At 70.0% G+C, this 19,319-nt stretch carries 21 protein-coding genes; 8 read left to right on the top strand and 13 right to left on the bottom strand.

The annotated features are described in order from the left end of the window. Positions 1-58: 58 nt before the first annotated feature. Both sucB and lpdA read right to left on the bottom strand, forming a co-directional pair. On the bottom strand, positions 59-1,732 hold the full coding sequence (sucB, locus tag SSPN_RS0113170; protein WP_010695358.1) for a 2-oxoglutarate dehydrogenase, E2 component, dihydrolipoamide succinyltransferase: 1,674 nt from the start codon (positions 1,730-1,732) through the stop codon (positions 59-61). 54 nt (positions 1,733-1,786) lie between these two features. Then, the gene (lpdA, locus tag SSPN_RS0113165; RefSeq protein WP_010695356.1) at positions 1,787-3,157 is read right to left on the bottom strand and encodes a dihydrolipoyl dehydrogenase; all 1,371 of its coding nucleotides are present in this window, start codon (positions 3,155-3,157) and stop codon (positions 1,787-1,789) included. Between the two features lie 263 nt (positions 3,158-3,420). Here lpdA and SSPN_RS0113160 point away from each other — a divergent pair, with 263 nt between their 5' ends. Further along, positions 3,421-3,765 (top strand): hypothetical protein, encoded by a 345-nt coding sequence (locus SSPN_RS0113160; protein WP_010695355.1) that lies wholly within the window; start codon positions 3,421-3,423, stop codon positions 3,763-3,765. Positions 3,766-3,868: 103 nt separating this feature from the next. On the opposite strand, the gene SSPN_RS0113155 is transcribed toward SSPN_RS0113160, so the two are convergent. Continuing rightward, complete coding sequence (locus tag SSPN_RS0113155; protein WP_010695353.1) at positions 3,869-4,369, bottom strand: OsmC family protein; 501 nt, start codon at positions 4,367-4,369, stop codon at positions 3,869-3,871. A 169-nt stretch (positions 4,370-4,538) separates the two neighbouring features. Then, positions 4,539-6,032, bottom strand: coding sequence for a leucyl aminopeptidase (locus SSPN_RS0113150; RefSeq protein WP_010695351.1), 1,494 nt, complete (start codon positions 6,030-6,032; stop codon positions 4,539-4,541). Positions 6,033-6,218: 186 nt separating this feature from the next. On the opposite strand from SSPN_RS0113150, the gene SSPN_RS0113145 reads away from it, so the two are divergent. Both SSPN_RS0113145 and SSPN_RS0113140 read left to right on the top strand, forming a co-directional pair. Beyond that, positions 6,219-7,466, top strand: a complete 1,248-nt coding sequence (locus tag SSPN_RS0113145; RefSeq protein ID WP_010695349.1) for an APC family permease — start codon at positions 6,219-6,221, stop codon at positions 7,464-7,466. Positions 7,467-7,474: 8 nt separating this feature from the next. Then, positions 7,475-8,149 carry a ribonuclease FAU-1 family protein gene (locus SSPN_RS0113140; RefSeq protein ID WP_010695347.1) on the top strand — a complete coding sequence of 225 codons (675 nt, stop codon included), beginning with the start codon at positions 7,475-7,477 and terminating at the stop codon, positions 8,147-8,149. Positions 8,150-8,209: 60 nt separating this feature from the next. Here the strand turns inward: SSPN_RS0113140 and SSPN_RS0113135 are convergent, their stop codons facing one another. Further along, positions 8,210-8,509 carry a hypothetical protein gene (locus tag SSPN_RS0113135; protein ID WP_029535291.1) on the bottom strand — a complete coding sequence of 100 codons (300 nt, stop codon included), beginning with the start codon at positions 8,507-8,509 and terminating at the stop codon, positions 8,210-8,212. A 157-nt stretch (positions 8,510-8,666) separates the two neighbouring features. Here SSPN_RS0113135 and SSPN_RS0113130 point away from each other — a divergent pair, with 157 nt between their 5' ends. Beyond that, a complete protein-coding gene (locus tag SSPN_RS0113130) occupies positions 8,667-9,770 on the top strand; it encodes a branched-chain amino acid aminotransferase (RefSeq protein ID WP_010695344.1) in 1,104 nt (367 codons plus the stop codon). Between the two features lie 142 nt (positions 9,771-9,912). On the opposite strand, the gene cobS is transcribed toward SSPN_RS0113130, so the two are convergent. The 4 genes from cobS to SSPN_RS0113110 form a co-directional block, all read right to left on the bottom strand. Beyond that, positions 9,913-10,668: an adenosylcobinamide-GDP ribazoletransferase gene (gene cobS / locus SSPN_RS0113125; protein ID WP_010695343.1), complete on the bottom strand. Its 756-nt coding sequence runs from the start codon at positions 10,666-10,668 to the stop codon at positions 9,913-9,915. After that, the gene (gene cobT, locus SSPN_RS0113120) at positions 10,665-11,807 is read right to left on the bottom strand and encodes a nicotinate-nucleotide--dimethylbenzimidazole phosphoribosyltransferase (protein ID WP_010695342.1); all 1,143 of its coding nucleotides are present in this window, start codon (positions 11,805-11,807) and stop codon (positions 10,665-10,667) included. Before cobT ends, cobS begins: the two co-directional genes overlap by 4 nt. Positions 11,808-11,840: 33 nt before the next feature. Then, a complete protein-coding gene (gene cobU, locus SSPN_RS0113115; RefSeq protein WP_010695341.1) occupies positions 11,841-12,386 on the bottom strand; it encodes a bifunctional adenosylcobinamide kinase/adenosylcobinamide-phosphate guanylyltransferase in 546 nt (181 codons plus the stop codon). 102 nt (positions 12,387-12,488) lie between these two features. Then, positions 12,489-13,133 (bottom strand): DUF3043 domain-containing protein, encoded by a 645-nt coding sequence (locus SSPN_RS0113110; RefSeq protein WP_010695339.1) that lies wholly within the window; start codon positions 13,131-13,133, stop codon positions 12,489-12,491. 228 nt (positions 13,134-13,361) lie between these two features. Here SSPN_RS0113110 and SSPN_RS0113105 point away from each other — a divergent pair, with 228 nt between their 5' ends. Beyond that, positions 13,362-13,727 carry a HesB/IscA family protein gene (locus SSPN_RS0113105; RefSeq protein ID WP_010695337.1) on the top strand — a complete coding sequence of 122 codons (366 nt, stop codon included), beginning with the start codon at positions 13,362-13,364 and terminating at the stop codon, positions 13,725-13,727. A 405-nt stretch (positions 13,728-14,132) separates the two neighbouring features. Then, entirely contained in the window at positions 14,133-14,417 is a 285-nt protein-coding gene (locus tag SSPN_RS0113100) for a hypothetical protein (RefSeq protein WP_010695333.1), read from the top strand. 310 nt (positions 14,418-14,727) lie between these two features. On the opposite strand, the gene SSPN_RS0113090 is transcribed toward SSPN_RS0113100, so the two are convergent. After that, on the bottom strand, positions 14,728-14,940 hold the full coding sequence (locus tag SSPN_RS0113090) for an RNA-binding S4 domain-containing protein (protein WP_010695330.1): 213 nt from the start codon (positions 14,938-14,940) through the stop codon (positions 14,728-14,730). A gap of 206 nt (positions 14,941-15,146) precedes the next feature. Between SSPN_RS0113090 and SSPN_RS0113085 the strand changes: the two genes are divergently transcribed. Both SSPN_RS0113085 and SSPN_RS57650 read left to right on the top strand, forming a co-directional pair. Continuing rightward, complete coding sequence (locus tag SSPN_RS0113085; protein WP_044573917.1) at positions 15,147-16,073, top strand: carbohydrate kinase family protein; 927 nt, start codon at positions 15,147-15,149, stop codon at positions 16,071-16,073. A 720-nt stretch (positions 16,074-16,793) separates the two neighbouring features. Further along, positions 16,794-17,015: a hypothetical protein gene (locus SSPN_RS57650; protein ID WP_010695326.1), complete on the top strand. Its 222-nt coding sequence runs from the start codon at positions 16,794-16,796 to the stop codon at positions 17,013-17,015. Positions 17,016-17,212: 197 nt separating this feature from the next. On the opposite strand, the gene SSPN_RS48815 is transcribed toward SSPN_RS57650, so the two are convergent. The 3 genes from SSPN_RS48815 to SSPN_RS0113060 all read right to left on the bottom strand — a co-directional run. Further along, complete coding sequence (locus tag SSPN_RS48815) at positions 17,213-17,485, bottom strand: sialidase family protein (RefSeq protein ID WP_148271952.1); 273 nt, start codon at positions 17,483-17,485, stop codon at positions 17,213-17,215. Between the two features lie 459 nt (positions 17,486-17,944). Then, positions 17,945-18,844 (bottom strand): homocysteine S-methyltransferase, encoded by a 900-nt coding sequence (mmuM, locus tag SSPN_RS0113065; RefSeq protein WP_010695323.1) that lies wholly within the window; start codon positions 18,842-18,844, stop codon positions 17,945-17,947. Between the two features lie 93 nt (positions 18,845-18,937). Next, positions 18,938-19,319: transposase (locus SSPN_RS0113060; protein WP_148271994.1), on the bottom strand; the 382-nt coding region annotated here is incomplete at its 5' end.

The raw sequence follows: 19,319 nt of genomic DNA, 5'->3' as shown, positions 1-19,319 counted from the left end.
AACGAGCGAAAGGGGTCGCCCACCGATCGGTGGGCGACCCCTTTCACCTTTCGCTAGGTCACAGACCCAGGTCGGCCTCGAACGCGCCTTCCTCCAGCCGCTGCTTGAGCGTGGCCAGGAAGCGGGCGGCGTCCGCGCCGTCGACCAGCCGGTGGTCGTAGGACAGCGCCAGGTAGACCATCGAGCGGATCGCGATGGTGTCGCCACCGTTCTCGTCGGCGACCACCACCGGGCGCTTCACCACCGCGCCGGTGCCGAGCATGCCCACCTGCGGCGGGTTCAGGATCGGCGTGTCGAACAACGCGCCGCGGCTACCGGTGTTGGTGATGGTGAAGGTGCCACCGGACAGCTCGTCCGGCTTGATCTTGTTGTTGCGGGTCCGCGCAGCCAGGTCGGCGATCTTGCGGGCCAGCCCGCCGAGGTTGAGGTCCCCGGCGTCGTGGATCACCGGCGAGACCAGGCCGCGCTCGGTGTCCACCGCGATCGACAGGTGCTCGGCACCGTGGTAAGTGACCTGCTTGTTCTCGTCGTCGATCGAGGCATTCAGCTTCGGGTGCAGCTTCAGCGCTTCGGCGGCGGCCTTCGCGAAGAACGGCAGGAATGAGAGCTTGACGCCCTCGGACGCCTCGAAGTTCGCCTTGGCGCGCTCTCGCAGCCGGGCGATCCGGGTCACGTCGACCTCGATCACCGTCGTCAGCTGCGCCGCGGTCTGCAGCGACTCCACCATCCGGCGGGCCAGCAGCTGGCGCAGGCGCGACATCTTCTCCGTGGTGCCGCGCAGCGCCTTGGCCTCCGCCGACGGCACCGGAGCGCTCGGCGCGGCCGCAGCGGGAGCGGCCGGGGTGGTGGGCGCCGGTGCCTGCTTCGCCTCGATCGCTGCCTGCACGTCCTGCTTGCGGATCCGGCCGCCGACACCGCTGCCCCTGATCGCGGACAGGTCGATGCCGTGCTCGTTGGCCAGCTTGCGGACCAGCGGCGTCACGTACGGCGTGCCGACGGTCGCCGCCGGCTCTTCCGGGGCCGCCGGGGCCGGAGCTGCGGGCGGGGCCGGAGCTGCGGGCGGGGCAGCCGGAGCAGCGGGGGCCGGCGGAGCTGCGGGCGGGGCAGCGGGGGCAGCCGGGGCGGGAGGCGCGTCGGCCGAGCCGATCACGGCCAGCTTGGCGCCGACCTCGACGGTGTCGTCCTCACCTGCGGTGATCTCCAGCAGGGTGCCGGCCACCGGCGACGGGATCTCGGTGTCGACCTTGTCGGTGGAGACCTCCAGCAGGGGCTCGTCGACCTCGACGGTCTCGCCGACCTGCTTGAGCCACCGGGTCACGGTGCCCTCGGTGACGCTCTCGCCGAGCGCCGGCATGTTGATATCCGTGCCTGCCGCGCCACCGGCCGGAGCGGCGGGGGCTGGAGCCTCCGGCTGCGGCGGGGCGGGCTGCTCGGCCGCGGGCTCGGCCGGGGCCGCGGGTGCGGCCGCGGCCGGAGCGGGGGCCGCTGCTTCGCCGCTGTCGGCGATCACGGCGAGCTCGGCACCGATTTCGACGGTGTCGTCCTCCTGGGCGATGATGTGCTGGAGCACACCGGCGGCGGGCGACGGGATCTCGGTGTCGACCTTGTCGGTGGAGACCTCCAGCAGGGGCTCGTCGACCTCGACGGTCTCGCCCTCCTGCTTGAGCCACCTGGTGATCGTTCCCTCGGTGACGCTCTCGCCGAGTGCCGGCATTTGAACGGAGAAGGCCATGTGCTGCTGACTCCTCGTGGTGTGGCGGGGTGCTGGCTGACTGCGGAGCCGACGTCAGCCGTGCACGTGCAGCGGCTTGCCGGCCAGGGCGAGGTGCGCCTCGCCCAGGGCTTCGGTCTGGGTGGGGTGGGCGTGCACCAGCGGAGCGACGTCCTCCGGCAGCGCCTCCCAGTTGTAGATCAGCTGCGCCTCGCCGATGAGCTCACCGACGCGGTCGCCGACCAGGTGCAGGCCGACCACCGGGCCGTCCGTGGCGCGGACCAGCTTGACCGCGCCCTGGGTCTTGAGGATCTGGCTCTTGCCGTTGCCGGCCAGGTCGTAGGTGAAGGTCTCCACCGAGCCGTACTGCTCCTTAGCCGCGGCCTCCGTCAGGCCCACCGAGGCGACCTCGGGGTGGCAGTAGGTCACGCGCGGGATGCCGGCCTCGTCGATCGGCTGCGGGTTGAGCCCGGCGATGTCCTCGGCGATGAAGATGCCCTGCTGGAAACCGCGGTGCGCCAGCTGCAGGCCGGGCACGATGTCGCCGACGGCGTAGACGCCCGGCAGATTGGTGCGCAGCCGCTCGTCGGTGGGGACGAAGCCGCGCTCCATGCGCACCCCGGCGGCCTCGAAGCCGTGCCCGGCGGTGTTCGGGCCGCGGCCGACGGCGACCAGCAGCAGGTCGGCGTCGTGGGTCTCGCCGTTCTCCAGGCTCACCGAGACGCCGGAGGCGGTCTGGGTCGCGCCGGTGAACTTGACGCCGGTCTTGAACTTGATGCCGCGCTTGCGGAAGGCGCGCTCCAAGCGCTTGGAGGCGAACTCGTCCTCGTTGGGCACCAGGTGCGGGAGGGCTTCGACGATGGTCACGTCGGCGCCGAAAGAACGCCAAACGCTGGCGAACTCCACGCCGATCACGCCGCCGCCGAGCACCACGACCTTCTCCGGGATGAAGTCGAGGTTCAGCGCCTGCTCGCTGGCGATGACCTTGCCGCCCAGCTCCAGGCCCGGCAGCGTCTTGGAGTAGGACCCGGTGGCCAGGACGACGTTCTTGCCGGTGTACCGGGTGCCGTTGACCTCGACGGTGTTGGCGTCGACCAGCGTGCCGGCCCCCTCGACCAGGGTTACCTTGTGCGCCTTGGCCAGGCCCTGCAGGCCCTTGTACAGGCCTGCGACGATGCCGTCCTTGTACTTGTTGACGCCGTCGATGTCGATGCCTTCGAGGGCGGCGCGGACGCCGAACTGGTCGGCGTCACGGGTGGAGTCGGCGACCTCGGCGGCGTGCAGCAGTGCCTTGGTCGGGATGCAGCCTCGGTGCAGGCACGTCCCACCGAGCTTGTCCTTTTCGATAAGGACGACGGACAGGCCTAGCTCGGCTGCGCGGAAGGCGCAGGCGTAGCCGCCCGAACCGCCGCCGAGAATGACCAGATCGGCGGACGTGTCGGTCACTTCGCACTCCTCGACAGGCGTCGTTTACTAGCTGATGGCGTCGCCGGAACAGGGGTTCACGGTCGCCTGACAGCCATCTTGTCACCACACGACGGGCGTATGCGACGTGGGCTGGGTGATCTGTGCTGCACTGCCGAGGATCACAGCGGCGCCGTTCGAGCCGAGTGGCTGGAGTGACCGTTTTTCACACGCACCCGATGTTGCCGGTGGCATCATCGGAAACAGCTGCTGTTCGACATCCTCTGCGACGGGAGGCGAGTCCGGTGGGCCTGTTCGGTCGGTTCCGCGGGAAGCGCTCCGGTGGATTGCGCGGCGCGAGTTCGGCGGACGCCGAGCACTTGATCAACTGGGCTGCGCAGCACAGCGGCGTCGAGGGATACCTGGAACCGCGCACGACGGTGACCGAGACGACACTGATGCTCATCGCGCACGACGGCGAGTGGACCCGGCGGCGGGTGGACGGCCCGTCGGCCGCGTACCGGCTGACCCGCAGGATCGGCATCCCGCTCTACGAGGTGTCGAAGGTCGGTTACCCGCAGCGGATGCGGGACTACCAGGCCCGCCAGCGCATCCTCCGCGACCGGGCCCGCAGGGCAGCCGACGGCTAGGAGCGGCTCGAAGCCGCCGGTGTTCGGTTGTGTCTTTGGAGCGGCGAAGCCGCTAGCCCATCCGCGCGGCGGTGCGAGGTGAGCCCGGAACAGCGTCGAATCGTCAGTTCGCGATGCGGGTGGTCGGGGTGCAGTTGACCGGGAAGGTCACCGACTTCGCGATGTAGCAGAGCTCGTGGGCGCGTTCGTGCAGGGCTTCCGCCACGTCCACGCTCGCCCGGTCGGCCACCGTGACCTGGGGCGCGAGCTGCACCTCTTCGAACTGGCCGGAGCCGTCCGGGTTCTCGGTGAGGATGCCGCGCGCCTGGTCGTGGTAGCCGGTGACCACGACGCCGCAGTCCGCGGCCAGGTGCAGGAACCAGAGCATGTGGCATTGCGACAGCGATGCGACCAGCAGTTCTTCCGGGTTGTAGCGGTCCGCGTCGCCGAGGAAGACCGGGTCCGCGGAGGCGTCGATGGCGTCCTTGCCCGCTGCGCGCACCTCGTGGGTGCGCTCGTAGCTGCGGTACGAGCTGGTGCCCTGCCCGGTGTTGCCGGTCCACACCACGTCGACCTTGTATCCGTGCCGTGCCGCGCTGGGCGCGGTCGGTGTCGTTTCGGTCATCGACCCATCGTGGCACTCCGGCGCCGTGCTGTGGTGCTCTTTTTGAGGTTCAGATCACAAATACGCCACCTCGGCGTAGTAGAACTACACACCGAGCGGGGCCGTGAATCCGGCGGGCGGCTGTTGCAGCGCGAAGGACTCACGGCCCCGACGCGTCAGGAAATTGCGCTCAGCCCCGGTCGGCGATGTCGGCCAGCACCGCCGCCAAGGTGCGGACCGGGACGCCGGTGCCGCCCTTCGGGGTGTAGCCCCACGGCGCGCTCGTGTTGTAGGACGGGCCCGCGATGTCCAGGTGCGCCCACTGCACGTCGTCGGCGACGAACTCCTCGATGAAGATGCCTGCCGCGAGCATGCCGCCCCAGCGGTGCCCGGTGATGTTGGCGAGGTCGGCGAGCTTGGAGTCCAGGTCGCCGCGCAGCTCCTCCGGCAGCGGCATCGGCCAGCCGCCCTCGCCGACGGCCTGCGACAGCCGCGCCACCCGGTCGCGGAACTCCTCGCTGCCCATCACGCCGGGGGTGCGCTTGCCCAGCGCCACGACCTGCGCACCCGTCAGCGTGGACGTCTCGATCAGGTAGTCCGGCTCGTCCTCGCAGGCCCGCGTGATGGCGTCGACAAGGATCAGCCGGCCCTCGGCATCGGTGTTGAGCACCTCGACGGTCTTGCCGCCGTACATGGTCAGCACGTCGCCCGGGCGGTAGGCGGTGCCCGACGGCATGTTCTCGGCCATTGGGACGGTCGCGGTGATGTCCAGCGGGTAGTTGAGCCGCGCGGCCAGCAGCATGGTCGCGATCACGGCGGCGGCCCCGGACATGTCCGAGGTCATGTCCTCCATGCTCGCGGCGGGCTTGATCGAGATGCCGCCGGTGTCGAACGTGATGCCTTTGCCGATCAGCGCGACCTTCTTGGCCGCCTTCGGGCCCTTGTGCCGCAGGCGCACCAGGCGCGGCGGGCGAGCGGAACCGGCGCCGACGCCGAGGATGCCGCCGAAGCCCTGCTTGCGCAGCGCGTTGTCGTCGAGGACCTCGACCTCCAGGCCCGCGGTGCGCCCGAATTCGGCGGCGCGCTCGGCGAAGGAGGCCGGGTACAGGTCGTTGGGCGGGGTGTTGATCAGGTCGCGGGCGGTGTTAACCGCCTCGCCGATCGCGGCGGCGCCCTTCAGCGCGTGCGCGTTCGCATCCGCCTTGGCGTCGCCGACCACGAAGTCCACCTTGGACACCGGACCGTCGCCGGACTGCGACTTGTACGAGGTGAACGCGTAGGCGCCCATCACCGTGCCCTGCACCGCCGCCGACAAGTCCACAGTGGACATCGTGGTGGCGGCCTGCTCGACGCCGCTCAGCGACCGGGCCACAGCGCCGGAGGCCCGGCGCACCGCCTCGCCGGACACCCCGCCGTTCGCCGCGGGCTTGCCCAGCCCGACTGCGACCAGCACGTCGGCGCGCAGCTTTCCGCCAGCGGGCAGCTTGACGACCTCGTCCGCTTTGCCCGTCGCGCCCAGCGAGGTGAGCACCTTCGCAAGGTCTCCGTCGTACGCGGCGGCGACCTGATCGGCACCGGGTGCGAGCTGCAGGCCGTCGGCGCCCTGGACGGTTCCGACGACGAGCGCGTCCGCGGTCAGCTTGGCCACCGCCGTGTCGGTCAGGGCGAGTTTCGGGGTCGTCACGTGGTCATCCTCCGGGTCACTGCGTCAACGCTGCGGTGTAAGCAAAGCTCCTTCGCACTCTAGAACGCTCGGCAACTGCGAATTCGCTCGGAGTGGCGGTCCGGTCGGGCTCTCCGCCCCGGCCTGCACCGTGCGTCAGCCGACAGGCGGCTGCACGCATCGACATTCGTCTGTAAGGGTGGTGCCGTGCCCCAAGAGGTTGAATCGAGCGGTCGGCTCGCGTCCGGCAGTGGCGGGATCCCGCTCGCCCTCGGCGGGATGCTCGGTGCCGGCGTGTTCGTTGCGCCCGCACCCGCCGCTGCGGCAGCCGGGCCGTGGCTGCCACTCGGGCTGCTGGTCGCGTTCTTGGCCGCGGCATGTGCCGCGTCGGCGACCGCGCACCAGTCCGAGGCCTACTGGGGCCCAGGCGCGGCTTACGCGTGCGTGCGGGCGTGGGTGGGCGTACTGCCGGCGCGGATCGGGGCCAGCGCGCACCTCGCCGGACAGGTCGCCGGGATGGCCGTGATCGCGCGGGTGCTGGGCGATTTCTTCCTGCCGACCGCTGCTCCGCAGGTCGCCGCGGTGGCGCTGCTGCTGGTCGTGCTCGCGGCGACGGTGGGGTTGCGGATCAGGGGCGGTGCCGCCTGGATCTGGCTCGCGCTGACCGTCGCGGTGCTCGGGCTCGTGGTGGTCACCTGCTTCGCGATAGATCCGGTGCCGCCGATCCCGACCGGGCGCCCGCTGGCCGACAGCGCGGTGGGCATCACCGGGGCGGCCGGCGTGCTGTTCTTCGCTTTCATCGGCTTCGAGCGGCTGACCGCGCCTGCCGTCGAGCAGGACCGGTTCGCCTGGTCGGCGATGAAGCGCGGCACCGTGGTCTCGCTGGTCGCCCTCGCCGTGGCGTTATCGGTCGTGACCGCGGCGTTGGTCTACCAGCTGGGATGGTCGCGGCTGGCGCTTTCACCAACGCCGATCCGCGAGGTGCTGACCGCCGCTGCGGCCGCGAACCTCGCGCCGCTGGTGGGCGTCGGCGCGGCGGTGGCGCTGCTGCCGGTGCTGCTGGGTGCGCTGGAGTCGTTCCGGTCGACGGCGCTGGCGCTTGTGCGGGACCGGGACTTGCCGCGCTTAATGGGGCGCACCAGCAGTGCCGGGACGCCCTATCTGCTCGATGTGGCCGCTGGCGTCGCCGCTGTGGCGGTCGCGGTGCTGGTCGAGCCGGTTCCGGCGATGGCCTTCGCGGCCTGCTGCCTGCTCGTCCACTACGCATTCACTAATGCCGGTGCGCGACTGCTGCTTTCGGAGGGGCACATCTGGCCGATGCGCGCAGCGTGCCTGGGCATGGGTTTGTCGGTTTTACTCGCAATGAGCATGCCGATTTCTGCGATGCTTGCGACGCTTGTTGTCGTTGTTGTCGGTCCTTTGGCGACGGGAGGGGTGTCCCGTCGCTGGAGATGAGGCGGGTCATGCTCAAAACGAGTGTTGCCAACATTCCCCTGAAATCCACTGGCGAGTCCCTGGCGTGGGAGCCCGGTGAGGAAGTGCTCTACAGCTTCTGGAGGCTGGACGGTTCGCTCGGCACCGTCCACCCAGCACGGGTGGTCGAGGACGATGGAGACCACCTGCTCTGTTGGGTCCTGGACGGCACGCCGATCCGGATCACCACCTCCCCGGACGGCCGGTCGCCGCGCCAGATGCCGTTGTCCGAACGCTTCAACGGGCCCCGAATCCCCGCGAAGTCGACCTGGCGCGGTACCTCGACGCTGCGCCTGGTGTTCGAGCACCGCTGGGTGTCGGTCTGGTGGTTCTTCGAGCCCGACGGCACTTTCCGCAACTGGTACGTCAACCTCGAAGTCCCGCTGGGCAGGGATGCGACCGGCGTCCGGCGCGTGGACGGGGTGCTCGACATCGAGGTGTTCCCCGACGGGTGCTGGTCCTGGAAGGACGAGAACGAGGTGGCCGATGCGTTGGCCGCCGGCCGGTTCGACGAGCGCCACCTGAGCAGACTGCAGGCCGAGGGCGAACGCATGATCGCGCTGGCCGAGGCGCGTCGGTTCCCGTTCGACGGCACCTACTGCGATGCCCAGCCCGATCCGAAGTGGGCACTTCCGTCCCTCCCGGAGGGACTGCTGCTCAGCTGACGAGCCGGGGTCGTGAGTCCGTCGGCTGCCCGAAGGACTCACGACCCCGTGCCGCCAGGGTCAAAGCGAGACGAAAAGCAGGAAGGCGATGACGGCGACGAGCGCGCCGATCCCGCCGACCGAGCCACCGCGCAGGTCCTTGGGGAAGAACGTCTTGTGCTTGTTGCGCCACCAGAACGCCCATCCGACGGCGCCAGCCAGGCCCAGGATCGCGCCGAAGATGCCGATCCACGCGTAACCGACCATCACCAGCAGGCCGCCCCCCAGCGGCATGAGCGCCGCTAGGGTTGCGGCCAGCGCATCCTGCGACGTCGTCGTGGGTGTCCCCGCCGGGACCGGGGTGTTGTGGGCGTGCGTCATGGTCACATCATAGGCGGCGAATCGTCCGGATCCACCCGCTTCGGGTCACGAACGGTGGCGTTCGTTCAACGTTGAGTAAGCGGACGACGGATATTTGGACGACCAAGTTCTGGAGATCGGGTTTCAACTGCTCCGAAGCGCGCGATACGGTACGCGCATGACTGGAGCGCTGTCTTTCACCCGGACCCCCAACCCGCAACCGGCCAGCGAGGAGCGCCGTGCGGAGGTATTGGCGAATCCGGGCTTCGGACGGTACTTCACCGACCACATGGTGACCATCAAGTGGACCGATGACCGCGGCTGGCATGACGCCGCGGTGGAGGCCTACCACTCGCTGGAGCTGGACCCGGCGACCTCGGTTCTGCACTACGCGCAGGCGATCTTCGAGGGACTCAAGGCGTACCGTCAGCCCGACGGCTCGATCGCCGCGTTCCGGCCGGAGGCGAACGCACGGCGGTTCCAGCGCTCGGCGCAGCGGATCGCGATGGCCCAGCTGCCGGAGGAACTGTTCATCGAGTCGCTGCGCGAGCTGATCGCGGTGGACACCCACTGGGTGCCGAGCGCCGAGGAGAGCTCGCTGTACCTGCGCCCGTTCATGATCTCCACCCAGATCGGGCTCGGCGTCAACCACCCGTCCAACGCCTACCTGTACGCGCTGATCGCCTCCCCAGCTGGCTCGTACTTCGCCAGCGGCATCAAGCCGGTCACCGTGTGGCTGAGCCACGAGTACGTGCGGGCGGCGCCCGGCGGCACCGGTGCGGCGAAGTTCGCGGGCAACTACGCCGCATCGTTCCTGGCGCAGGCCGAGGCCGTGGAGCAGGGCTGCGACCAGGTCGTGTGGCTGGACGCGTGCGAGCGGCACGTGGTCGAAGAAATGGGCGGCATGAACCTGTTCTTCGTGTTCGGCTCCGGTTCGGACGCGCGCTTGGTGACCCCGGCGCTCAGCGGCAGCCTGCTGCCGGGCGTGACCCGCTCGTCGCTGCTGGAGCTGGGCAAGGAGCTCGGCATGCAGGTCGAGGAGCGGCGGATCACCGTCGAGGAGTGGGAGAAGAGGGCCACCACCGGTGAGCTCACCGAGGTCTTCGCCTGCGGCACCGCCGCGGTGATCACCCCGGTTGGCCACGTCAAGCACCGCGACGGGGAGTTCGGCATCGCCGACGGCCAGCCGGGCGAGGTGACGATGAAGCTGCGCGAGCGCCTCACCGGCATCCAGCACGGCACGGTCGCCGACACCCACGGCTGGATGACCAAGCTCAGCTGACCGCCAGGGGTGTCCGCAATTTCAATGGAAATTGCGGAAGTTATCCACAGCCTTCGGCGTGCCGGGATGCCGACACGCCGAAGGTTCGCAATTTCCATTGAAATCGAACCTCAGGTTTCAATGGAAATTGCGGTGGACTTGGTCAGGCGATGGCCGTGGTGGCGAGGACCGCCGTGGTCGCGAGGACTGTTGTGGTCGCGAGTTCGGAGGCGGCGCCTAGGACGTCTCCGGTGATTCCGCCGAAGCGGCGTCGGGTGTGCCAGGTGAGGGCGAGTAGCAGGGCTGCGGCGAGGACCACGGCGATCGCCGCGTGCCAGCCGAAGCCGACGGCGGCCACCGCGAGCAGGGCGAGCCACCAGGCGGCGACGAGCCAGGTCGGTTGGCTGCCCGCTACCAGCGCACCCATGCCTTCCGGGCGTGCCGCCGGCAGTCCGGCTCGGCAGCACAGCACGAATCCCGCGCGGCCCACCGCACATGCGAGGACGACCGTTAGCGGCATGTTCGCCAGTTCGGCGAGGCTTGCCGCCTGGATGCCGAGCACGAGGATCAAAGCGGCCACCGCGAACGGCCCCGCGCCGCCGTCGCGCATCACGCTCAGCGCGCGCTCCGGTGGCCCGTAGCAACCGAGACCGTCCACCGTGTCCGCCAGGCCGTCGACGTGCATACCCCGTGTGACCAGCACCAACACGGCGACGGTGAGCAGCCCGGCCAACAGCGGGGGAGAGCCGAGCGCGGTCAGTGCCCAGAGCGCGGCGGCACCGAAGGCACCGACCAGCGCGCCGACCAGGGGCGCGAACGAGATCGCCTGGCGGCAGGTGCGGTCGTCGACGCGCCGCGCGGGCACCGGTAGCACGCTCAGCCACGACACCGCCAGGCGCAGACCGTCCAGCACCGTCACGCCGTCGGGCCGCTCGCGTCGGGTTCGGTCGGGCCGCTCGCGCCGGGTTCGGTCGGGCCGCTCGCGCCGGGTTCGGTCGGGCCGCCGACACCGGCTTCGGCGAAGGTCGCCATCTCACCGAGCACCCGCACCGCGGCGGTGACCACCGGCAGTGCGGTGAGTGCCCCGGAGCCCTCGCCGAGCCGCATCCCCAGGTCGAGAACCGGGGTGAGATCGAGGTGGTCGAGCACCAGCGGCCCGCCAGGTTCGGCGGAGCGGTGACCGGCTAGCCACCACTGCCGGGCGCCGGGCGCGAGTTCCTCGGCGACCAGCGCCGCCGCACCCACCACCACCCCGTCCAGCAGCACCGGGGTGCGCCGAACCGCGGCCTGCGCGAGGAACGCGGTCAGCGCGGCGATGTCGGCTCCCGCCGAGGTCCGCAGCAGTGCCACCGGGTCGTTCAGCACCTTGCGGGCACGGCGCAACGCATCCCGGACCGCGGCGGTCTTGCGCATCCAGGCGTTGTCGTCGATGCCGGTGCCGCGGCCGACCACCGCCACCGGTTCGGTCCCGGTCAGCGCGGCGATCAGCACCGCCGCCGGGGTGGTGTTGCCGATGCCCATGTCGCCGGCGATGAGCAGGTCGGCGCCGGAGTCCACTTCCTCGTCGGCGATGGTGCGCCCGGCGTTGATAGCGGCGTCTACCTCGTCGGTGGTGAGGGCGTCCTCCCGGTCGATCGCACCCGACCCGCGCCGCACCTTGTGCGCGCTGACCACCGGCGGGGTGTCGGTGTTGACCGACATGTCCACCACTCGCACCGTCGCGCTGGCGTTGGTGGCCAGCACGTTCACCGCCGCGCCGCCGCTTAGGAAGTTGCTGACCATCTGGCCGGTCACGTCGCTGGGGTAGGCCGAGACGCCGTGCGCCGCGATGCCGTGGTCCCCGGCGAAGACGACCACGCGGGGGCGGGTGAAGGGGCGCGGGGGGCAGTTGCCCTGCCGGGATGCGACCCAGACGCCGATTTCTTCCAGCCGCCCCAGCGATCCGGCGGGCTTGGTCAACTGCTCGTGCCGGGCGACCGCCTGCCGCAGGGCCTGCTCGTCGGGTGCCGGTACCGCCGGGAACCCGATCGGGCCGGACTGGTTCTGGTCGGTGGACAAGCGACAACCTCCGTTTGTTCGGCGCGTCTGGGGTCAGCGGATGCGGAGCGGAAGTCCGGCCACGAGCAGGACTACCTCGTCGGATACGTCGGCCAGCCGGGCGTTGAGCGAACCGAGCTCGTCCCGGAACAGCCTTCCAGACCTGGTCGCCGGGACGACGCCGAGGCCGACTTCGGCGGAAACGACCACCAACCGGGCCCGGCACCCGGCGACGGCCTCGACCAACCGGGAACAGTGCCCGGCCACCACGTCGAGCGCGCCGGGGTCGCGATCCCACGCGCCGGCGTCTTCGAGCACGCCGGTCAGCCAGGTGGCCAGGTCATCCACCAGCACGGTAGCCCCGGGGTCGGCATCGGCCAGCACACGGAGCAGCGAATCGGCGTCGCCGGCTTCCACGGTCCGCCAGGTGCCGGGGCGCCGGGAGACGTGCAGGGCGATCCGCTCGGCCCACTCGGCGTCGTCGGGATCGCGCCGCGCGGTCGCGACGTAGGTGACAGGGGAGGATTCCGAGACCAAACCCTCGGCGTGCGCGGACTTGCCGGAACGAGCCCCACCGAGCACCAACGTGCGCACAGCCACCCGACGAAACCTCCGGTCCACTTACCTACGACGTCGCAGTGACGCTACCCGGATCGATCAGATGACCGCGGTCGGTGTGACAGCCGTCGACGAGCGCTGGGATCAGCCGATCTTGGCGATGTCCTTGGGGGTGTAGCGGGGGCGGGGAACCCGGAGCTTGCGGATCTGCATGGCCCGGGTGAAGGCGTACCAGCCCAGGGAGAGCGGGCGGTCCTTGTGATCCGGGTACTTCGCGCGCACGCGCTTGTTCACATACCGGCCCAGCAGGGTGCCCTCGACGACCATCATCACCAGCAGCGCCATGCACGCCAGCGTCGCGTACTGCTGGACCACCAGGTTCTGCGCCAGCGTGGTGGCGAACACGATCAGCACCAGCGGCATGAACAGGCCCATCAGGTGCCGCCGGGTGTCGACCAGGTCGCGCACGTAAGCACGGACCGGACCCTTGTCGCGGGGCATCAGGTAGCGGTCGTCGCCCTGCATCATCCGCTCGCGGCGCTCCCGCGCGGCCTGCCGGCGCTCATCCTTGTTGCCACGGGACCGTTTGATCGCCTCGCGCTGGTTCTTCGGCGGCGGCGGGACCGGGCCGCGCCGCTTGCCCTCCGCGTCCCGGCGCTTCGGCGTCGGCTTCCCCTTCTTCGGGGTGTGGTTGTGGTTGGCGGCATGTTCCGCCGCAGCCTGACCGGTCTCCGCGTCGGACTCGGTGGTGGCGGTCTGCTCAGCGCTGCTACGGCGAAGGAACCTCACTCCTCCAGGGTATTCGACGCCCCGGTCGGGGCTGCAGCAGACCGGACACCAGCGGGCGGATCCGACATCGGGAGGCCACATCACACCAGCTAGGCGGGTAACTGTGCCACCATAGGCGGAGGAGACAAGACGTAGCTCCCCCGGGCGGCGCCCGCGGGAATAGCGCGACTCCGGCTGTGGTTGCACCTCACGCCGGAATCGGACGAGCGAGACCTCTAGGGAGAGTCCATGACCGCCCCGAACACCACGACCGAGGCCGAGGCGCCTGCCCACGGTGTCACGTTGACCGACGCGGCGGCCCAGAAGGCCAAGGCCCTGCTCGACCAGGAGGGCCGTGACGACATGCACCTGCGCATCGCCGTCCAGCCGGGTGGCTGCGCGGGCCTGCGCTACCAGCTCTTCTTCGACGAGCGCAGCCTCGACGGCGACGCTCGGCGGGACTTCGAGGGCCTGGGCGTGGTCGTCGACCGGATGAGCGCTCCCTACCTGCAGGGCGCGGTGATCGACTTCGTCGACTCCATCGAGAAGCAGGGCTTCACCATCGACAACCCGAACGCGGGCGGGTCGTGCGCCTGCGGCGACTCGTTCCACTGATCGAGCAAGCCGATCTGGCATGAGGCCGGTGCCCGCGGGTGCCGGCCTTCTTGCTGTCCGGGGTCGGGGCAGCGCTCATTCCGTGGGCGGGCCTCCACCGCCGGTTTCCGTCGGGGTCGCGCAGTCCGATTCACGCGCCCACGGAGCGTCTTCGGCCCGGACGCCGAACGCGTCCGCGATGGCATCGACGTCTCGCACGCGGAGGTAGACCAATGGCGGAGCGGCAAGCGAAACTGCGCGGGGAGAGCGCCCGGCTGGGGCGCGGCGAATGCCTGATTGAGCGCGGCCCGCAGTACAACGCGTTCGTCCCGGATTGGCTGCACCGCCAGCACATCGACGAAGCGATCGGTGACCACCCGGCGTACCTCTTGATGATCGACGCGCAAACCGCGCTGATGAACACACGTGAGCTCCAACGGGCCGGGATCACTGGTGCGGTGGAGTCCGCCGACCGCTCGGCGGTCGCCGGTCGACGCAGACGGCACGCCGACCGGCGAGCTGCACGAGACATCGGCCGTGATGCTCGGCAGCGCCGCAATGCCGTCGCTGGAACTCGACGAACTCGCCAGGCGGGTCGCCGACCTGCACCGCGCCCAGAACGCGGTGGGCATCACCGGCGCGCACATGCTGGGACCTGGCGTACTGGCCGGGCACCGACAAGGTCTTCGAACAGCTCGACGAGCGCGGTGACCTCACGGGTGCGGACCGTCCTCGCGCCGTGGTGCCTGCCTGGGACGGTCGACGACACGATCGGCATCGTCGGCTCGTTGAGCGACGCTATCGCGACATCCTCGCCGCGGGCGGTCACGTCGCGCTCGGCGCGGACTGGCCGATTGCCGCCTTCGACCCGCGGAAGATCATGGCGCAGGCCCGGTTACGGCGCCCCGTCTCCGAGCCGGGCGCTCTGACGCGAACCGGTGTCAAGTGAGGGACCACCGGTTACTCGGGCACGGTGCCCCTCACTCTGCACCCCACCCGGGGTTGGGTCTGCGGGCGAGGTTCAGTGGGTGACCACTCGGACGACCTCGTTTCCGAGGACCACCTCGTCGCCTTCGACCAGTTGCTTGCCGCGGCGGGTTTCGACCGCGCCGTTGACCTCGACCTGGCCGTCCTCCAGCAGCGACTTCGCCTCCGCTCCGTGTTCGACGAGGCCCGCCAGCTTCAACAGTTGCCCGAGCCGGATCATGTCGTCCCGGATCTCCACTTCGCGCATACCGTCATTGTCCGCCGCGCGCCTGGCAAGCCGCCGAACCGGGCAGGGTGGTGCCGCTCGGTGCGCGCGTGGTCACCCGCAGCCACGTTCGGCGGGTCGCGAGGACCGTTCCGCCGTGCTGTATTGGCTGCGGCCCAGCCGCGCGAACCACCAGGAGTTGTGCCGTGCCAGTCGCCGTCACCGGAAGCATCGCCACCGACCACCTGATGCACTTCCCCGGCCGGTTCACCGAGCAGCTCGTCGCCGACAGTCTGGAGCAGGTGTCGCTGAGCTTCCTGGTGGACGGGCTCGTGGTCCGGCGCGGCGGCGCCGCGGCCAACATCGCCTTCGCGATGGGCGTCCTGCGGCAACGGCCGGTGCTGGTCGGCGCGGTCGGCGACGACTTCGCCGACTACCGATCCTGGCTGGAGCGCAACGGCGTGGACTGCTCGGGCGTGCACGTTTCGGAGGTCGCGCACACCGCTCGGTTCGTGTGCACCACCGACGACGAGTTCAACCAGATCGCGTCCTTCTACGCAGGTGCGATGTCGGAGGCCCGCAACATCGAGCTGGCCCCGGTGATCAGCTCCACCGGTGCCGACCTGGTGCTGATCAGCCCCAACGACCCGCAGGCCATGCTGCGGCACGCCGACGAGTGCCGGCACCGCGGCTACCGGTTCGCCAGCGACCCGTCGCAGCAGCTCGCCCGGCTCAGCGGGGAGCAGGTGCGCCGGGTGGTCGAAGGCGCGGACTACCTGTTCACCAACGAGTACGAATGGGGCCTGCTACGGCAGAAGACCGGTTGGACCGATGCGGACGTGCGGCAGCTGGTCGGCACCCGGCTCACCACCCTCGGCGCGAGCGGGGTGGAGGTCGTCACCGGCGACGAGCGGCTGCTCGTGCCCGCACTCGCGGAGCGGGAGAAGGTCGACCCGACCGGGGTGGGCGACGGTTTCCGGGCGGGCTTCCTCGCTGGTGTCCAAACAGGACTGTCTTTGGAACGTGCCGCGCAGCTGGGGTCGTTGATAGCCGTGCATGTCCTGGAGGTGACCGGGACGCAGGAGTGGACCCTCGACCACGGCCGCGCCCGGCGGCGCTTCGCCGACGCCTTCGGCGCCGAAGCGGCGGCGGAGGTCGCTCCGCTCCTCGGTTGAGCGATGCTTCGGCTAGTCAGGCCCGTGAGTGCTGCTCACGGCTGTAGAGCCTGTTTAGGACCTCGTTCTGCCTCAAGGTTCTGGTGGCGGACCGGCGGGAACGAGGTGGTTCCGCCTTGCCAATTGGTGTGAAGCGAACGGCCTGTACACCCGGTCCGTTCGCTTCAACCAGCGCATTCCAGAACAGGCTCTGCGGCACCCGAAGGCGCTCCCGGGCGATCAGCTGCGGAAAACGTCATCCAGGGCGGCGCGGCACTGGTGCCCGTCGTGACGGGCGCTCCGGAGGCACCGGCCACGGCCCCGGTCAACGGGCCGATCATCCAGATGTTCCAGTGGCCGTGGGAATCCATCGGACAGGAATGCACAATTCCCTCGGCCCCAAGGGTTTCGGCGCGGTCCAGTTGTCGCCGCCGCAGGAGCACGTGGTGCCCGCCGAAAGGGCTACTGCTGGTACCAGGACTACCAATCGGTGAGCTACCAGCTGGAATCCCGTGCGGCGACCGGGAGCAGTTCGCCGCGACGGTGCAGACCTGCAGCGCCGCAGGCGTGGAGATTACATCGATGCCGTGGTGAACCACATGAGCGGCACCGGCTCCGTCGGGAGCGGGCCGGGGCAGCGGCGGCTCGACCTACGAGAAGCACTCCTACCCGGGCGTCCACTCGGACGCCGATTTCCACGGCTGCCGCTGGGAAATCAGCAATTAAGGCGACAAGTGGGAGGTGCGCAACTGCGAGCTCGTCGGGCTGGCGGACCTGGCGACCGCGTCCGAGTACGTGCGCAACACCGAGATCGCCTACCTCAACGACCTGGTGAGCCGGGGTGTTTCCGGGTTCCGGGTGGACGGCGTCAAGCGCATGCCGCCGGAGGACGTCGGCGCGATCTTCGGGGCTTTGCGGACCGTGCCTGGACGGGCGCGAAGCCGTACGTCTTCCAGGAGGTGATCGCGGACGGCACGGCGACGGCGGGGGAGTACACCGGCAACCGTGACGCGACCGAGTTCGCCTAACTACGGCACTGTCGCCAACGCGTTCAAGAGCGGAAGCCTCGCCGGATTGGCGAATCTGCCGAGCCAGACGCCGCTGCCGAGCGAGTAGGCCGTGGTATCGCCGCCGTCATCGCTGAAGACCATCCCAGCGCCTCACGCCGCTACCGCCTTCGAAGTGATGCCCGCAGCCATCCGGTTCACGTGGTCGCCGCGGGTCATCTGCAGGCCGTGGCCCGGTCCCTTGGCGTACCAGGTGTTCCTCTCCGGCTTCTTCAGCTGCGGCTGCGCCACCGGTTTGGTCCACTGCGTACCTTGCAGGTTCGTGCTGTGCTGTAGGAAAGGTGTCTTGGTGCAGCCATTGCCGGAGCAATCCGGGCCAGGGTTGTGCCTCGTCAGCAACGTGATCCGGACGGTGGCCCGGTCCACGATCGGCACCGGGTTGCCCCGGGTGTCCCCGGGTCCGTCGGTGACGAGTTCCAGCGGTCGCCATGTCTTCCCGTCGAACGCTTGAACACGACGTCGATGTTGCTGGCGTCGTCGCAGTTGTTGTGGCGGCCCTCCGCGAACGCCAGCAGAGTGCTGCGTCCTGGGTGCGCACCAGGGCGGGGATGCGGAAGCAGTTGTAGCCGCCCTCGCCCTTGGTGAAGATCGTCGTTCCGCTGATCGCCATTGGTTCGTTGGTCGCGGATGCCTCGGGCGCGCCCAGGCACAGCTGCGCCGCTCCGGCGGCCGCCCCCACGAGTTTGGTCATCCCGCGCATGCCCCGTCCGTTCGCCGACGAACGGATGAGGCATTGCACCGCAGATCCGGTATGTCGGATAAGAAACTTGTCGCTTAACTGTCCGGTAAATGCTTGGCCTCGGTGGCGGACGGCCCACCGCCCGATCAGGCCGCCGGATCAGTCAGCGCGTCCGCCACCGCCGTGATGTCCTCCGGGCGCACCCGGCAGCAGCCGCCGATCACGTGGGCGCCCGCCGCGCGCCAGCTGCGGGCCTGCTCCGCCGACAGCCGGGCGCGGCCCGTCCATGCGCGCCGCTGCGCGTCCCAGCCCTCTCCGCTGTTGGGGTAGACGACGATCGGCTTTTCCACCGTGGCGCTGGCGATCTCGATCGCGGTCAGCACGTCGTCCGGCGCCGAGCAGTTGACCCCGACCGCGATGATCGCGTCGCTGTCCGCCGCCACGGCGAACGCTTCTGCCAGGGGCTGGCCGGCCCGGGTCTGCTCGCCGCTGATCGTGAACGACAGCCAGGCCGGGACGTCCAGGTCCGCGACCGCGTCCACCAGCGCTTCCGCCTCGTCTATGTCCGGGACGGTCTCCAGGGCGAAGATGTCCGGGCGGGACTCCGCGAGCACCTCCAGCCGCGGCCGGTGGAAGTCGTGCAGCTCGCGCTTCGTCAGGCCGTACCGGCCCCGGTACTCCGAGCCGTCTGCGAGCATCGCGCCGTACGGGCCGATCGACGCCGCCACCCAGCGGTGCCGGCCCGGCTCCACTTCCCCGGCCAGCCGGGCCAGTTCCACGCTCCGCCGCATCAGCTTCGCCGCTTCGGCGCGCTCGATGCCGCGCTCCGCGAACCCCTCGAAACTCGCCTGGTAGCTCGCGGTCGTCGCGATCTCCGCGCCCGCCCGGAAGAACGCGGCATGCGCCGCGACGATCTCCTCCGGCGCATCCGCCAGCAGACGCGCCGACCACAACGCATCGGAGAGGTCGTGGCCCTGCGCTTCCAGCTCGGTGGCCAGGCCGCCGTCCAGGATCATCGGTGCGCCGCTGAGGCTGAACGCGTTCATGCGCTCAGCGTAGTCGTGCGCAGTGGTGGCCGGTCATCTGAAGCGGACCGTTCATCTGGTCACAGGAGGCGTGAACGGATGCTCCTATAGATGTCAAGCGGCGGGTGCAAGGTCGTTTTGGGTGACTTGTGTGGTGGTCAGGGCGTGGTAGACCTCGCGGGCGACGAATCGTTTGAGGCAGCGCATGATCTCTTTCTTCGAGAGTCCTTCCTTGGTGCGGCGTTGGACGTAGGCGCGGGTGCGTTCGTCGTGGCGCATGCGGACCAGGACGATGGTGTGCAGGGCGTTGTTGGCGGCGCGGTCGCCGCCGCGGTTGAGGCGGTGGCGGTGGGTGCGGCCGGAGGACGCGGGGATCGGTGCGGCCGCGGTCAGGTGCGCGAACGCTGCTTCGGAGCGCATGCGTTCGGGGTTGTCCCCGGCGGAGGTCAGCAGCTGGCCGGCGGTTTCGGGGCCGACGCCGAACAGCTCCAGCAGT

The organism is Saccharopolyspora spinosa NRRL 18395, assembly GCF_000194155.1.
Taxonomy (GTDB): Bacteria; Actinomycetota; Actinomycetes; order Mycobacteriales; family Pseudonocardiaceae; genus Saccharopolyspora; species Saccharopolyspora spinosa.
Note: the sequence above shows the minus strand (reverse complement) of the source record. Positions and strands in the feature narration are given on the sequence as shown.